This window comes from Bacillus swezeyi, from assembly GCF_001969815.1.
GTDB lineage: Bacteria > Bacillota > Bacilli > Bacillales > Bacillaceae > Bacillus > Bacillus swezeyi.
Genome location: NZ_MRBK01000004.1, coordinates 120,414 through 135,732, shown reverse-complemented (window position 1 = coordinate 135,732; position 15,319 = coordinate 120,414). Strand labels below are relative to the sequence as shown.

Sequence of the window (15,319 nt, the reverse complement as noted above, 5' to 3'; positions counted from 1 at the left end):
GAAAGAAGGTAATTAGTGTGAATAACATGAAAAAAACGAAGGAAGGAAATTTGGAAACTTCTTTAAGAGGAAAAGATGTTTTATCAATTCCTGCTTTAAATAAAGGGGTGGCATTTTCTCTTGAAGAAAGAAAGAACCTCGGCCTTGAAGGACTGCTGCCGCCGACTGTTCTCAGTCTTGACCAGCAGGCGGAACGGGCTTACGATCAATTTTCAGCTCAGCCTGACCGCCTTCGCCAAAACGTATATTTAAACGACCTTCAAAACAGAAATGAAGTGCTTTTCTATAAATTATTGCAAAATCACCTTCGTGAAATGCTTCCTGTCGTTTACACACCGACTGTCGGTGAAGCGATTCAGGAGTACAGTCATGAATACCGCAGACCGCACGGACTCTACTTGTCTATTGATGATATAGAAGGAATCGAAACGGCGTTTCGAAATCTCCAGGCATCAGAAGATGACATTGATCTGATTGTTGCAACCGATTCTGAAAGCATTCTTGGCATCGGCGATTGGGGTGTCGGAGGCATCAACATTGCGATTGGTAAACTGGCTGTTTATACGGCAGCGGCAGGAATCGATCCTAAGCGCGTCATTCCGGTTGTCTTGGATGTCGGAACAAATAATGAAAAGCTTCTTAACGATCCGCTGTACATCGGAAACCGTCATCCGCGAGTTGAAGGTGAGCGTTATGATCAATTCATCGACGCTTATGTCGAAACAGCATTAAAATATTTCCCTACAGCACTTCTTCATTGGGAAGATTTCGGAAACAAAAACGCCCGTAACATTATGGGTAAATATAACCATAAAATCCCGACGTTTAATGATGATATCCAAGGAACTGGAGCGATTACGCTGGCTGCGATTTTAGCGGCTGTTAAAAAGACTGGAACATCATTAAAAGATCACCGCGTCGTCATTTTCGGACCTGGTTCAGCGGGAATCGGCATCGCTGATCAAATCCGCGACACCATGGTTCTTGAAGGGCTGTCGGAAGAAGAAGCAAACAAAGCGTTCTGGACAGTCGATTACAGAGGTTTATTGATGGAAGGCATGGACAATATTCTCGATTTCCAAAGACCATACTTGCGCAGTACAGAAGAAGTGAAAGATTGGAAACGCAATGAAAAAGGAGAAATTTCTTTCGAAGAAGTCGTTCGTCAAGTGAAGCCATCCATTTTGATCGGAACGTCAGGTGTTGCCGGCGCCTTCACAGAAGAAATTATTAAGGAAATGGCGGCTCATACCGATCGCCCGGTTATTTTACCGATGTCCAATCCTACTCCGCTTGCTGAAGCTGTTCCTGAAGACCTGTTCAAATGGACGGATGGAAAAGCATTGGTTGCGACTGGAAGCCCGTTTGAACCTGTTGTTTACAATGGCGTATCGCATGAAATCGGACAATCAAACAACGCTTTTGTTTTCCCTGGATTAGGACTTGGCACAATCGTTTCACAAGCAAAAGAGATCACAAACGGAATGTTTGCTGCATCCGCAAATGCGGTTGCCAATATGGTTGACCATGAACAGCCTGGTGCAGGACTGCTTCCGAAAATTGATGATCTTCAAGACGTATCTGTTCAAGTGGCGATTGATGTTGTGAAAGCAGCCATTAAAGACAGAGTGGCGCGCGTTCAGCCGGATGATGTCGAAAAAGCAGTACGGGATGCAATGTGGCGTCCTGAATATAAAACGATTGTGGCAAAGCGCGACTAATATTTCAGGCTGAGGAAACGATAAAAAAATGGCGGCCGATGGCGGAGGTGAAAGAGCCCGCAGGCCGCAGCGATAAACTGGGGGCCGGCGGCTCAACCGAACGTTCCATACAAAGCCGCCGACATCATGTCCTGAAAAAATGGGACAACATAGAGGAGGAAACAGCTTTGAGCTTTTTAAATATTTTAATCCTCCTTGCGCCAATATTTTTCGTTATTGCGCTGGGATGGTTTGCAGGTCATTTTGGAAGTTATGATGCTAAATCAGCAAAAGGGGTAAGCACACTCGTTACGAAATATGCGCTGCCGGCTCACTTTGTGTCAAGCATCTTGTCAACGCCAAAGGATAAATTTTATAGTCAGATTCCATTAATGGTATCGTTGGTTATTGGGATTGTAGGATTTTACGTTATTATTTTGATTTTTTTAAGATTTTTATTTAAGTATGATCTAACGGATGCTTCAATGTTTTCATTGAACTCTGCACAGCCGACATTTGCCTTTATGGGAATTCCGGTATTGGGAAGCCTTTTCGGCATGCAGGAGGTAGCGATTCCGATCGCGATCACAGGAATCGTCGTCAATGCAATGCTCGACCCATTGGCGATCATTGTAGGTACTGTAGGCCGGTCATCATCTAAAGACCAAAGCGAACAAAGCGAAAGCATTTGGAAAGTGACAGGGAAATCCATTTTGCACGGTTTATCAGAGCCGCTTGCATTTGCGCCGCTCGCAAGTATTATTCTCGTTTTATTCGGTCTGCAAATTCCTGAACTGCCGCAGAAAATGCTTAACATGATCGGAGATACGACTTCTGGGATCGCCCTTTTCGCAGTCGGGGTGACAGTCGGTATCCGCAAAATCAAATTCAGCGTGCCGGCTTTGAGTATCGCCTTGTTGAAGGTTGCTGCCCAGCCAGCATTAATGTTTGTGATTGCGATGGCTGTCGGTTTGTCTTCCGCCGACTTGACAAAAGCGGTTCTGCTCGTAGCATTCCCTGGTTCCGCCGTAGCGGCGATGATCGCTACAAACTTTGAAAGACAGGAAGCGGAAACGGCGTCTGCATTTGTTATCAGTGCGGTTCTATCCATTATTTCACTGCCGATTTTAATAGCCATCACCGCATAAGAAAAAGCTTGCAAGTTGCCGTTTCGACAGCACTTGCAAGCTTTTTGTGTTTAAAAAGAGAAAATGGATTTGAATTTGCTTTTCGGTTTTTCTTCTCTTTTGACAGCTGGTTCTTTCTTGTCTTTGCTGTTTTCCAATTCACTGATTTTTCGCTCAAGATTTTTAATTTGCTGCCGCTCTTCTTCAAGCTCGCGTCTTTGCTGAAGCAGCTGATAGGAGACGACTTCATCCGCTTTTTGCTCCAGCTTCCTTTCCAGCTCGGCGATTTTTTTTTGAAGCAGCTCGCGTTCAAGCTGTTCATGCTGCAAGAACTGCTCCAGTTTTTCTTCGATTAACGCGTTCAAATGCTCCGGGGCTTTCGCTTGGACAGTTTCATTTTTCTTGATGAAGAAGGATTTTTTCGGCCGTGCAACTGTGACATTCTGCATTGGGGTTCCCTTTTTCAGCTGCTCCTTGACTTCCTTTAAAACGGCGATGTCTTCGTCTGTGAAGAAGTAGTGTCCAAGCTCATTCCGTGAAGCGGGCAGTTGCAGCTGTTTGACCCAGCGCTGCACCGTTTTTGTGGAAACGCCGAGTTTGTTTGCCGCATCAGTTGTATTCATTTTGGATACCTCCTTTTAACCTGTAACTAAAACATCTAAAAGGGGTATTCGACCCGGATCGAAAGCTTCCTTCCTGTTAGACAAAAGAAGAAGGGATTCGGCAAAGAAAGCGATATTTCCCCAGACTGCCCGCTCAACACGTATAATTTAGCGTTATGGTTCATAAAGCTCTAAAGGCAGCCCGTCGGGATCGGAGAAAAAAGTAAACCGCTTACCAGTTCCCGGGTCGATGCGGACCGGCTCTGTCGATACGCCTTTTTCGCGAAGCTTGCTGACGGCATGATCAAGGTCGTTTACGGTGAACGCCAAATGGCGGAGACCAGCTGCCTCCGGCCTGGTAAGGCGTTTGGGCGGATTCGGGAACGAAAACAGCTCAATGACGTACCGGCCGTTTAAAGAGAGGTCCAGTTTGTATGAATCCCGATCCTTTCTGTAGGTTTCGCTGAGGATCTCAAGGCCGAGCTTGTCGACATAAAATGATTTGGATGCTTCATAATCTGAGCAGATGATCGCAGTGTGATGGATCGATTCAAGCATATAGCGGCAAACTCCTTTTTTCTTAAAAGTATACTAAAAAGCGCAATCTGCCAAGTTGTTTTGACTGGGAGCAGTCCCTATACTATAATTAGAATGTTACGCACAGCAAACAGAGGTGAAGACCGTGTTAGACCGTTTAAAATCGATAGAAGATCGGTATGAAAAATTAAATGAGCTCTTAAGCGACCCGGAAGTTGTCAATGATCCGAAGAAGCTTAGAGAATATTCAAAAGAGCAATCTGATATACAGGAAACAGTTGAAGTATATAGACGTTATCGGAGCGCAGCAGAGCAGCTTAATGATGCAAAAGCGATGCTTGAAGAAAAGCTCGATAGTGAAATGCGCGAAATGGTCAAAGAGGAGATTTCAGAGCTGCAGGAAGAAACCGAAACGCTGACAGACCAACTGAAGGTATTGCTTATCCCGAAAGATCCGAACGATGATAAAAACGTTATTATGGAGATCCGCGGGGCGGCAGGCGGCGAGGAAGCGGCATTATTTGCCGGAAACCTTTACCGGATGTACAGCCGGTATGCCGAACTGCAGGGCTGGAAAACAGAAGTGATGGAAGCCAATACGACAGGCACAGGCGGCTATAAAGAGATTATTTTTATGATTAATGGAAACGGTGCATACTCAAGGATGAAATACGAGAACGGTGCGCACCGCGTGCAGCGCGTACCTGAGACGGAATCCGGCGGGCGCATCCATACGTCGACGGCTACGGTTGCCTGTCTGCCTGAAGCAGAAGAAGTCGAAGTTGAAATACATGAGAAAGATATTCGCGTCGATACGTTCGCTTCAAGCGGTCCAGGAGGGCAAAGCGTAAATACGACGATGTCCGCCGTGCGGCTGACACACCTTCCGACCGGTGTTGTCGTTTCATGCCAGGATGAGAAATCACAGATTAAAAACAAAGAAAAGGCAATGAAGGTGCTGCGCGCAAGAATTTATGATAAATTTCAGCAGGAAGCACAAGCTGAATATGATCAAAACCGAAAATCAGCCGTCGGTACAGGAGACCGCTCTGAGCGCATCCGCACGTATAACTTTCCGCAAAACCGCGTGACAGATCACCGGATCGGTTTAACGATCCAAAAGCTCGACCAAATACTTGAGGGCAAGCTTGATGAAGTCATTGACGCACTGATCGTAGAAGATCAGTCAAGCAAGCTTCAGCATGCGGAGAGCTAAAGATGAAAACGATTTTCGAAGCCCTTCATTGGGCTTCTTCTTATTTAACTGACGCGGGAAGAGACCGAAATGCCGCAGAAATTTTGCTGGCTGACCAGCTTAAAATGGAACGCAGCAAACTGTTGGCCAGCTTTCATGATGCGATGCGTGAAAACGATTTTCTGCAATTTAAAAAGTCTGTTGAGATGCACCAATCAGGTGTACCCGTTCAATATATCACCGGAAAGGAATGGTTTTACGGCCGGGAATTTTTAGTCAATGAACATGTTCTGATTCCCCGTCCTGAAACGGAAGAAGTCGTTGAAGCCGTCCTTTCTGAGGCCCATCAGGTTTTTCCTGAAAAGGAATGCCTTGAAACCATCGACGTCGGTACGGGGAGCGGAGCTATCTCCGTTACCCTTGCACTGGAGAGCAAGCGCTTCTCCGTAACGGCCACAGACATTTCTGAAGAAGCGCTGAGAACAGCGGAGAATAATGCAAAAAGGCTCGGAGCAAAAGTGGATTTCATCTGCGGCGATTTGCTGCAGCCGCTGATGATGCAAAGCAAAAAAGCGGATGTCATCGTTTCGAATCCTCCTTATATATCAGAGGAAGAGATGCGGACGCTGTCAGATGTCGTCCGCCTGCACGAACCTGTCGGAGCCTTGACGGACGGAGCCGACGGCTTGCGGTTTTATTATCGCTTGATGAAGGAATTGCCCGAGGTCATTGCGGATAAAGCATTGATTGTTTTTGAAATTGGCTGGACACAGGGAAACGCCGTTCGGGATATGTTTCAACAGTTCTTTCCGAAAGCGGAAGTTCAGGTGAAGAAGGATCTCAATGGAAAAGACCGCATTGTATGGGCTGTAATCGAACATTGCAGCTGAAAAAGAACAGCCGGAGCCAGGCTGTTCTTTTTTGTTATCCAGTCAACTTAGTTTAAAAGCTTAATAGATTTTTTGCCGGACGCCGTTTAAACCGTTTCATTTTTGACCATAATGTGGCTAGAAAAGGTTGAAGAACGGAGAGGAACGGTGGGAAAAATGAAGAAATCATTTATGGCTTGTGTTTATATATTTCTTTTATTAATAGGAGCGATTGCCAACCTTGCGACAGAGGAGACGGCACAATCATCCGGCGGGGAGCCGGCCGTCATTCCGGACGAAGCGATTCGCTTGCGGATTTTGGCAAACAGCGACAGTGAGAGCGACCAAAACCTTAAACGCAAAATCAGAGATGAGGTCAATCAAGAGATCACGAAATGGGTAGAAGATTTGACTTCGATGAAGGAAGCGAGACAGGTCATCCGTTCAAAACTGCCTGAAATTAAAAAAATCGCAAAGGATGCCATGAAACGCGAGAATGCAAGTCAGTCAGTAGACGTCAACTTTGACAAAGTTTCATTCCCGACAAAATTGTACGGTAATATGGTCTATCCGGCCGGAGAGTATGAGGCTGTGTTAATTACGTTAGGAGAAGGTGAGGGAGCCAATTGGTGGTGCGTCCTGTTTCCGCCGCTGTGCTTTCTTGATTTTTCGAATGGAGAAGCCGTTAAATCACCTGATGAAGATCAAGCAGAAGAAGAAAAAACGACTGAAACGGATGCTTTGGCATTATCCGGTGAAGAAAAGGAAGAAGATAAAGAAGTGAAATTCTTTCTTGTCGAATGGTTTACAGGGCTTTTCTCGTGAAAAAGGCCGCTCCTTGCAGCTTAATCGGCAGGGGGACGGTCTTTGTTTTATTTGAACCATCTCAGTTTTTCAAGGATATTGATTTGTATGACGGGTGGTTATTCATGCGTATGCAATATGATATAATTTTCCAAAACGGCGTCGGGATTGAATTTGGCAGAGTCTATTCTTTGCATTTGCTGTGCGCCTTTCAATGACACGGCAGAAGCGAATGAAGGAATTTTAAGAAAATGGTTTAACAGCAGCGGAAATCTTTATTTGTATTTTCCAATGGTTCCTGCTAATCAAAATTGACATAAGGGTAGCCGGGTTTCTTGCGAATCAAAAGGTATATTTTACTGTCGCCCTCATAGATTGAATAGAGAAGCTAAAAACGGGGTGAAAAGATGTTCTATCAATTGAGGTTAGCAGAAGAGAAAGACATAAATGTGATTGAAGCTTTCTTAAAAGAAGCTGGGACGAGCCATAAAGGAATTGAGGAAAATAGGAGTCAGTTTATTATGATGGAAGATCCCCCAAACAAAATCGTCGCCTGCCTCGGAATGGAGGAATTAGAAAATGAAAAAGGGCTCTTGCGTTCTCTTGTCGTGTCTGACAAGCTGAGTCAAGGCCATATCGTCTCCCTGTTTCAAGGTATGCAGGTATTGTGCGAGAAGCGGGGGATTCATACATTATATCTGGTTGCCAACAACGGCACATCAATGGATTTCCTTGAAGTAATGGGGTTCAAGCGAGCAGGAAGCCTCCCTGAAGAACTTTGTGGATCTGAACACGTCTCAGATTCACTTAATGTAAGCGGAGCCGTTTTAATGGTGAAAACGCCGGGTTGACCATTTGACTTATACACAGAGATATCCACGGTTTCAAAAGCGTTATCCACAAAATGTGGACAACGCTTGTTTTCTTTTCCTTCATCTTTTATACTTTCAACAGGATTTACATGAAAAATTAACGTTTTTAGTGTTTTGTTAAGGGAGAATTGATGTTGATGAATACAAAGTTATGGACTGTGGATGTAAAAGAAGATTTGTCCACAAACTATCCACAAATTACACAAGCGGCCCGGCTGCTGCAGCAGAATGAAACGGTCGCATTTCCGACAGAGACCGTTTATGGGCTTGGGGCAAACGCGAAAAATAATGACGCCGTTGCCAAAATATATGAAGCCAAAGGGCGTCCGAGCGACAATCCCCTTATTGTCCACATTGCTGAAATCGGGCAGCTCAAAGAAATTGCAGAGGCGGATTCAGCTCAGGCTGAAACGCTTATGAAACACTTTTGGCCGGGGCCGCTGACAATTGTTTTACCTTGCAAGAAGGGCGTGTTATCCACAAGAGTGACAGCAGGTCTTGACACCGTGGCAGTCAGAATGCCTGATCATCCGGTAGCGCTTGAACTCATCAAAAGAGCCGGTGTTCCTGTGGCTGCTCCGAGTGCGAATTTATCAGGCAAACCAAGTCCGACCAAGGCGGAGCATGTCATCCACGATTTGAACGGCCGGATTGCAGGAGTAGTCGACGGCGGCCCCACCGGCGTTGGGGTGGAATCCACAGTTGTCTCCTGCACAGGAGATGTCCCGGTCATTTTAAGACCCGGCGGTGTGACGAAAGAGCAGCTCGAAGAAGCGGCTGGTCCAGTTTTAATTGATCAGGGAATCACGGACGAAAAAAAGGCCCCTTTGTCACCGGGGATGAAATATACTCATTATGCCCCGGAAGCGCCGCTCGCCATCATAAAGGGGAGCCTTAAAAACATACAGCAGCTGATTGAGCAATATCAGAAAGATGGAATGAGAGTAGGGATTCTCACCACTGAGGAGCGGGCCGGCGCCTACCGTGCGGATGTCGTGCGAATTTGCGGCAGGAGAGACCGCTTGGAAACCGTTGCTGCCGGACTATATGACAGTCTCCGCAGTTTTGATGAAGAGAAACCCGATTTTATTTTCGCTGAGTCTTTCCCTGAGGAAGGCGTAGGCCGTGCGGTGATGAACCGATTGTTAAAAGCGGCCGGGCACCGTGTGATCGAGGCGTAGGGCGCCCTTCGTTTGTTCTATCCCTCTTTGGACGTGCATAGGCTAGAAAAGCTGGCGTGTCCAAGGGGGAATCTCATGAATGTAGACGTGTTAATAGGTGAAATTCTGACACTGAGTATCATGGCCTTTGCACTTGGCATGGATGCTTTTTCAGTGGGACTTGGAATGGGGATGGCCAAGCTGAGAAGAAGTCAAATTTTTCAAATCGGCGTCATCATTGGGCTATTCCATGTCATCATGCCGCTTGGCGGTATGATTGCAGGACAGTTTCTATCTGATGCGCTTGGAGCGCTTGCGGGTTATATTGGCGGAGCACTATTGCTGGTGCTCGGCATTCAGATGATTGCCGCATCTTTGAATAAAAGCGGAGAGCAGATGATTTCTCCAAACGGTTTCGGCTTATTCATTTTTGCTGTCGGCGTCAGTCTAGACAGTTTTTCGGTCGGCCTCAGCCTCGGTCTCTACGGAACGAAGCCGATTTTAACGATCTGTTTATTCGGACTTTTCAGCATGGTCTTAACATGGGCGGGACTTTTGCTCGGAAAACAAGTCCAGTCATGGATCGGCGCATATAGTGAAGCGCTGGGCGGTGCGATTTTGCTCAGCTTCGGGCTGAAGCTTTTGCTGCCCATTTAAGCCGAATATGCGAAAGTCATCTTTCGTTTTGCCATAGTATAATGCAGACTCGGGAGAAGAGGGGGGGGAACCCCTCTTTTTATATTTCTGAAGCGGATTTTATTATTTTTTGTCCAAATCCATTATAATAAAAGAAAGGAGTGAACGAGATTGAACATCTTATTTGTCTGTACAGGAAATACATGCCGCAGTCCCATGGCTGAAGTGCTTTTTAAATCGGCGGCATCCCGCAAAAAATTGGATGTCTCTGTCAAATCCGCCGGATTGTTTGCTCCTGAAAACGGAAAAGCTTCTTTATATGCAGTCGAGGCCCTTTTTGAGAAAAATATTGCCCTCAATCATTCATCGGCGAAGCTTTCTAAAGAAAAGGTCGAATGGGCTGACCTTGTTCTGACGATGACAGAGCAGCACAAACATTTGGCTGAACAGGAATATTCGGAGAGCAAAGACAAAATCTATACGCTGAAAGAGTATGTCAAAGGCGAAAACGGGGATATCTCTGATCCGTTTGGCGGCTCGCTCAGCGACTATCAAAAAACAAGGGATGAGCTTGGGCATTTATTAGAGGAGCTGGCAAAAAGGCTGTCTCGGAAATCAAAATAAAAGAAGCAGGTCAGGCAGCGTTTGCAAATCAAACTGCAGCGGGTAAAATAGACTTAATCAAAAATGAAGTCAGAGACGTTCTCAGACACAAGCTGCGAACAGTCTCCGCAGACTCTTGGCGGCACATAAAACAAGGAGGAGTCATCCCATGAAAGTACTCATAGCTTCAGATCACGGCGGAATCAATATCAGAAAAGAAATTACTACTTTAATGGACGAATTGAACATTGAATATGAAGATTTAGGGTGTGAATGCGGTTCAGGGTCTGTGGACTACCCGGATTATGCATTTCCGGTCGCTCAAAAAGTAGCAAACGGGGAAGCGGACAGAGGCATTTTAATTTGCGGCACAGGAATCGGCATGAGCATTTCCGCCAATAAAGTAAAAGGCATCCGCTGCGCTCTTGTCCACGATGTATTCAGCGCCAAAATGACGAGAGAGCATAATGACACAAATGTTTTGGCGATGGGTGAAAGGGTAATCGGTCCGGGGCTGGCCCGGGAGATTGCGAAGGTTTGGCTTACCACGGAATTTTCTGCAGGGCGGCATGCCGTCCGCATCGGAAAGATCGCTGATTATGAAGACAAGAATGTATAAAGGGTGTCATGAAACATGGAAAATCTCGAACAGACATGGCGTTCTATTTTAGAGGAATTTGATAAAGAAGCGAATTTGCGTGCCGGTCAGATTACTGTCATCGGATGCAGCACAAGCGAGGTGGCCGGAAGGCATATCGGTACATCCGGAAGCGAAGAAATCGCAGAAACGATCTACAAAGGCCTTGAGGAGCTTCAGCAAAAAACGGGTGCTGCGCTTGCTTTTCAATGCTGCGAACATTTAAACAGATCGCTGGTTGTTGAAGAAGAAACGGCCGCGGCTTGGGGCCTTCCGATCGTTTTTGCCGTTCCGGTGCCGAAGGCGGGAGGATCGATGGCTTCATACGCGTATAAACATATGAAAGCTCCGGTGCTTGTCGAGCGGATAGAGGCTGATGCAGGCATCGACATAGGGGATACGTTCATAGGCATGCATTTAAAACCTGTGGCAGTTCCCGTCCGCGTATCAGAGAAGCAGCTTGGTGAAGCTCATGTGACACTTGCGCGGACAAGGCCTAAACTGATTGGCGGGGTGCGCGCCGTATATGAAGCGGAGTAGCTGAAAACGCCGAATGCGGAAAGAGAGTCGGTTATCCGGCTTTTTTCTTTTTTGAAATAATATTCTTAAAAAATGATATATCGAACTATATGAATCGTATAATCTTTTAATATTCGGTTTTTATCAAAATAAAAAACGATTTTCAAAAATAATCCCTTACATTTGCATGAAAAACCGTGTACAATGAGATGGTATAATAAACGAAATGGAAACAGATAGGAGAGGATCTCGCTGATGAAACATTTACCTGCGCAAGATGAACAAGTATTTAGCGCCATTCAAGATGAGCGGAAACGTCAACAGTCGAAGATTGAGCTGATTGCTTCGGAAAACTTTGTAAGTGAAGCGGTCATGGAAGCTCAAGGCTCCGTCTTAACAAATAAATATGCAGAAGGATATCCCGGGAAGCGTTACTATGGCGGATGTGAGTATGTAGACGTCGCAGAGGACATCGCACGGGACCGCGCGAAGCAAATTTTCGGCGCTGAACATGTGAACGTCCAGCCTCATTCCGGTGCACAAGCGAACATGGCCGTATACTTTACCATTTTGGAACACGGAGATACTGTGCTGGGAATGAATCTTGCCCACGGCGGACATTTAACGCACGGAAGCCCTGTTAACTTCAGCGGTGTCCAATACAACTTCGTAGAATACGGCGTTGACAAAGAAACGCAATATATTGACTACGATGATGTCCGCGAAAAAGCGCTTAAACATAAGCCGAAGCTTATCGTTGCCGGAGCGAGCGCATATCCTCGCACCATCGATTTTAAAAAGTTCCGTGAAATCGCAGACGAAGTCGGAGCCTATGTGATGGTTGACATGGCGCATATCGCCGGACTCGTGGCTGCAGGTCTTCACCCGAATCCTGTTCCTTATTCTGACTTTGTGACGACAACTACCCATAAAACACTGCGCGGACCGCGCGGCGGTATGATTCTTTGCCGTGAAGAGTTCGCAAAGAAAATCGATAAATCGATCTTCCCTGGAATTCAAGGCGGACCGTTGATGCACGTCATCGCGGCGAAGGCTGTTTCTTTTGGCGAAGCCTTAAAAGACGAATTCAAAACATACGCGCAAAATGTCATCGACAATGCGAAGCGCTTGGCTGAAACATTGAAAAAAGAGGGCGTTCAGCTCGTATCAGGCGGCACAGACAACCATCTTGTGCTGATCGACTTGCGTTCTCTCGGCCTTACAGGAAAAGTGGCCGAAAATGTGCTTGATGAAGTCGGGATTACCGTCAACAAAAATGCGATTCCGTATGACCCTGAAAAACCGTTTGTAACAAGCGGAATCCGTGTCGGTACAGCGGCGGTCACAAGCCGCGGCTTTGACCTGGAAGCAATTGAAGAAGTGGGAGCCATTATCGCGCTCGCTCTTAAAAACTACGAAGACAAAGCAAAGCTTGAAGAAGCAAAACAGCGTGTAGAAGCATTGACAGACAGATTTCCTTTATATACTGGATTAGATTATTAAGAAGAATTCCGGCCGCTCCTTGTGATAGGGGCGGCTTTTTGTCATAAATTTGCATCTTGATTTTTGTTGAAACCTGCCGTTTTTTTATGTAAAATCAATAGAAGTGTGAAAAAAAGGAGCTGAAAACGGATATGGGAAAGGTATACGTGTTTGATCACCCTCTTATACAGCATAAGCTTACATATATCCGGGACGTGAAGACCGGAACAAAAGAATTCAGAGAGCTTGTTGATGAGGTTGCAACACTGATGGCTTTTGAAATTACGCGCGATCTTCCGCTCCAGGAAGTCGATGTGGAAACGCCTGTTCAAATGGCTAAATCAAGCGTGATCGCCGGGAAAAAACTTGGGGTTGTTCCGATTCTCAGAGCCGGGCTGGGAATGGTGGACGGAATTTTGAAGCTGATTCCTGCAGCAAAAGTCGGCCATGTCGGACTTTATCGTGATCCTGAAACATTGAAGCCTGTTGAATACTATGTCAAGCTTCCATCCGATGTCGAAGAACGTGAATTCATCGTTGTCGATCCGATGCTTGCAACCGGCGGTTCAGCAGTAGAAGCGCTGAACAGCTTGAAGAAACGCGGCGCGAAAAATATCCGTTTTATGTGCCTGATTGCTGCCCCGGAAGGTGTGGACGAATTTCAGAAGCATCATCCTGACGTTGACATTTACATTGCAGCTTTGGATGAAAAACTAAATGAAAAAGGATATATCGTTCCCGGTTTGGGCGACGCCGGAGACCGGATGTTCGGAACGAAATAATCAAAAGAAAATCCTGAAAAAGGGTTTTCTTTTTTTGTGATTTATACCATAATTATACATGTGTGTCTTGAATAAGGCATATTTGTGAACATTTTGTGAGAAGCTGTCTGATTATGAATATTTTTTTAACTTTAAACAGATTGACACCTTAGGGGGGCTATTGTATGCTAAAATAGGCTATTATGATAAGGTTTTCATAGCGGTTATCATAATGACCAGTCCTCTGTGAAAAATCCTTTGAAAACCCCATATTGGCAGGCGACAGACAAAATATCGGCTCGTGCATTATCGGGTTGTGTGAAGTCTTGAACAGAACGCATTGTTCTGTAAAATGGTCAACCGCCTAGTTTACCGTAATCGTAAGATAGATTTTTAAAAATTTTACATCAGGAGCGTATTTGATGACCGATGCGAGTCTTTCATTCCGTAGGCAACAAAAATATATGATATATATTTTAGCAGTCTGCGTGTTAGGCTATGGAGTTTTGCCATACCAGGCGATTTTTTTAGGCTTGATTACCGGCACTGTTTTCAGTTATTTCAATCTTTGGCTGCTGACGAAAAGAATGCAGGCTTTTGATAAAGCAGTGGCAAAAGGCAAAATGATCCGTTCTCTCGGGACTGCCTCCAGGCTGTGCAATGCCATCATCGCGGCGGCCATTGCCTTTAAATATCCTGAATATATTCATTTGGCAGGCGTCATTGTGGGGTTGATGACAATTTATCCTGTCATTATGATAGATTCCTTTATCCAGCTAAAACGTTCATCAATGGAAGAGAGGTGAAGACCCTTTGCACGAATCAAGAGTTGTTAACTTTTTAGGCCTTAACTTTGATGTATCAAGTATCTTAATGATTACTGTGACAAGCATCATCGTCTTTCTGATAGCGGTGCTGACCACAAGAACACTCGCGATCCGGCCGACGAAAGCTCAGAACTTTATGGAGTGGATTGTCGACTTTGTTCGCAATATTATCGGCAGCACAATGGATCTTAAAGTCGGCAGAGACTTTCTCGCCCTTGGCGTAACACTGCTGATGTACATATTTGTTGCCAACATGCTCGGCCTTCCGTTTTCCATTACAGTAGGCCATGAATTATGGTGGAAATCCCCGACAGCCGATCCGGCGGTTACTTTAACCCTCGCCGTAATGGTTATGGGGCTCACTCATTATTACGGAGTAAAAAGAAAAGGGGTTGGGGAGTATACCAAAGAATTTTTCAGACCGATTCCATATTTAGTGCCGCTGAAAATCATTGAAGAATTTGCGAATACATTAACATTGGGATTGCGTCTTTACGGTAATATTTTCGCCGGCGAAATACTGCTCGGCCTTCTTGCCGGACTGGCAACCAACTTCTATTCTCAAAGCATTTTCCTGGGGCTGGTTGGAACCATTGGTGCGGTTGTGCCGATGCTTGCATGGCAGGCGTTCAGCTTGTTCATAGGTACAATCCAGGCATTCATTTTTACGATGTTAACGATGGTTTACATGTCCCACAAGGTTAGTCATGAACATTAAAAAAAAGACATATCCGATAAGGATAACAATTAAAGGAGGAACTTTTTCATGAATTTAATAGCAGCTGCAATCGCAATTGGATTAGGTGCACTTGGTGCAGGTATTGGTAACGGATTGATCGTATCACGTACAGTAGAAGGAATCGCACGTCAGCCTGAGGCTGGAAAAGAATTAAGAACGCTTATGTTCATCGGGGTAGCATTGGTTGAGGCCCTTCCGATTATCGCTGTTGTTATCGCGTTCTTAGCATTCTTCGGCTAAAAACTTATA

Annotated in this window: 18 protein-coding genes; 16 read left to right on the top strand and 2 right to left on the bottom strand. The window is 45.5% G+C overall.

Translation table 11 applies throughout. The annotated features are described in order from the left end of the window. The first annotated feature begins 17 nt into the window (after positions 1–17). Both malS and BTA30_RS03475 read left to right on the top strand, forming a co-directional pair. Positions 18–1,721 carry an oxaloacetate-decarboxylating malate dehydrogenase gene (gene malS / locus BTA30_RS03480; protein ID WP_076759345.1) on the top strand — a complete coding sequence of 568 codons (1,704 nt, stop codon included), beginning with the start codon at positions 18–20 and terminating at the stop codon, positions 1,719–1,721. A gap of 167 nt (positions 1,722–1,888) precedes the next feature. Next, positions 1,889–2,848 carry an AEC family transporter gene (locus BTA30_RS03475; RefSeq protein ID WP_076760240.1) on the top strand — a complete coding sequence of 320 codons (960 nt, stop codon included), beginning with the start codon at positions 1,889–1,891 and terminating at the stop codon, positions 2,846–2,848. Positions 2,849–2,898: 50 nt separating this feature from the next. Here BTA30_RS03475 and racA read toward each other — a convergent pair whose 3' ends face one another. Together racA and gloA2 are read right to left on the bottom strand one after the other, a co-directional pair. Further along, positions 2,899–3,450, bottom strand: coding sequence for a chromosome-anchoring protein RacA (racA, locus tag BTA30_RS03470; protein WP_076759343.1), 552 nt, complete (start codon positions 3,448–3,450; stop codon positions 2,899–2,901). 153 nt (positions 3,451–3,603) lie between these two features. After that, positions 3,604–3,987: an SMU1112c/YaeR family gloxylase I-like metalloprotein gene (gloA2, locus tag BTA30_RS03465; protein WP_076759340.1), complete on the bottom strand. Its 384-nt coding sequence runs from the start codon at positions 3,985–3,987 to the stop codon at positions 3,604–3,606. 124 nt (positions 3,988–4,111) lie between these two features. Here gloA2 and prfA point away from each other — a divergent pair, with 124 nt between their 5' ends. The 14 genes from prfA to atpE all read left to right on the top strand — a co-directional run bounded on the left by prfA (position 4,112) and on the right by atpE (position 15,310). Further along, positions 4,112–5,182, top strand: coding sequence for a peptide chain release factor 1 (gene prfA / locus BTA30_RS03460; RefSeq protein WP_076759336.1), 1,071 nt, complete (start codon positions 4,112–4,114; stop codon positions 5,180–5,182). A gap of 2 nt (positions 5,183–5,184) precedes the next feature. Continuing rightward, positions 5,185–6,051, top strand: a complete 867-nt coding sequence (prmC, locus tag BTA30_RS03455) for a peptide chain release factor N(5)-glutamine methyltransferase (protein ID WP_076759333.1) — start codon at positions 5,185–5,187, stop codon at positions 6,049–6,051. Between the two features lie 156 nt (positions 6,052–6,207). Further along, positions 6,208–6,855 (top strand): stage II sporulation protein R, encoded by a 648-nt coding sequence (spoIIR, locus tag BTA30_RS03450; RefSeq protein ID WP_076760237.1) that lies wholly within the window; start codon positions 6,208–6,210, stop codon positions 6,853–6,855. A gap of 386 nt (positions 6,856–7,241) precedes the next feature. After that, positions 7,242–7,685, top strand: coding sequence for a GNAT family N-acetyltransferase (locus BTA30_RS03440; RefSeq protein ID WP_076759327.1), 444 nt, complete (start codon positions 7,242–7,244; stop codon positions 7,683–7,685). Positions 7,686–7,843: 158 nt separating this feature from the next. Further along, on the top strand, positions 7,844–8,887 hold the full coding sequence (locus tag BTA30_RS03435) for an L-threonylcarbamoyladenylate synthase (RefSeq protein WP_076759324.1): 1,044 nt from the start codon (positions 7,844–7,846) through the stop codon (positions 8,885–8,887). Positions 8,888–8,962: 75 nt separating this feature from the next. Next, positions 8,963–9,523 carry a manganese efflux pump MntP gene (locus BTA30_RS03430; RefSeq protein ID WP_076759321.1) on the top strand — a complete coding sequence of 187 codons (561 nt, stop codon included), beginning with the start codon at positions 8,963–8,965 and terminating at the stop codon, positions 9,521–9,523. A gap of 150 nt (positions 9,524–9,673) precedes the next feature. After that, positions 9,674–10,126: a low molecular weight protein arginine phosphatase gene (locus BTA30_RS03425; RefSeq protein ID WP_076759317.1), complete on the top strand. Its 453-nt coding sequence runs from the start codon at positions 9,674–9,676 to the stop codon at positions 10,124–10,126. A 148-nt stretch (positions 10,127–10,274) separates the two neighbouring features. After that, positions 10,275–10,724 (top strand): ribose 5-phosphate isomerase B, encoded by a 450-nt coding sequence (rpiB, locus tag BTA30_RS03420; protein ID WP_076759316.1) that lies wholly within the window; start codon positions 10,275–10,277, stop codon positions 10,722–10,724. A 15-nt stretch (positions 10,725–10,739) separates the two neighbouring features. After that, a complete protein-coding gene (locus BTA30_RS03415; protein WP_076759315.1) occupies positions 10,740–11,282 on the top strand; it encodes a TIGR01440 family protein in 543 nt (180 codons plus the stop codon). A 234-nt stretch (positions 11,283–11,516) separates the two neighbouring features. After that, positions 11,517–12,764: a serine hydroxymethyltransferase gene (glyA, locus tag BTA30_RS03410; protein ID WP_076759313.1), complete on the top strand. Its 1,248-nt coding sequence runs from the start codon at positions 11,517–11,519 to the stop codon at positions 12,762–12,764. A 131-nt stretch (positions 12,765–12,895) separates the two neighbouring features. Then, positions 12,896–13,525, top strand: a complete 630-nt coding sequence (gene upp / locus BTA30_RS03405) for a uracil phosphoribosyltransferase (protein WP_076759310.1) — start codon at positions 12,896–12,898, stop codon at positions 13,523–13,525. Positions 13,526–13,926: 401 nt separating this feature from the next. After that, on the top strand, positions 13,927–14,310 hold the full coding sequence (locus BTA30_RS03395; RefSeq protein WP_076759308.1) for an ATP synthase subunit I: 384 nt from the start codon (positions 13,927–13,929) through the stop codon (positions 14,308–14,310). A gap of 7 nt (positions 14,311–14,317) precedes the next feature. After that, the gene (gene atpB / locus BTA30_RS03390; protein WP_076759305.1) at positions 14,318–15,049 is read left to right on the top strand and encodes a F0F1 ATP synthase subunit A; all 732 of its coding nucleotides are present in this window, start codon (positions 14,318–14,320) and stop codon (positions 15,047–15,049) included. 48 nt (positions 15,050–15,097) lie between these two features. Further along, complete coding sequence (gene atpE / locus BTA30_RS03385) at positions 15,098–15,310, top strand: F0F1 ATP synthase subunit C (RefSeq protein WP_020453260.1); 213 nt, start codon at positions 15,098–15,100, stop codon at positions 15,308–15,310. Positions 15,311–15,319: the final 9 nt, after the last annotated feature.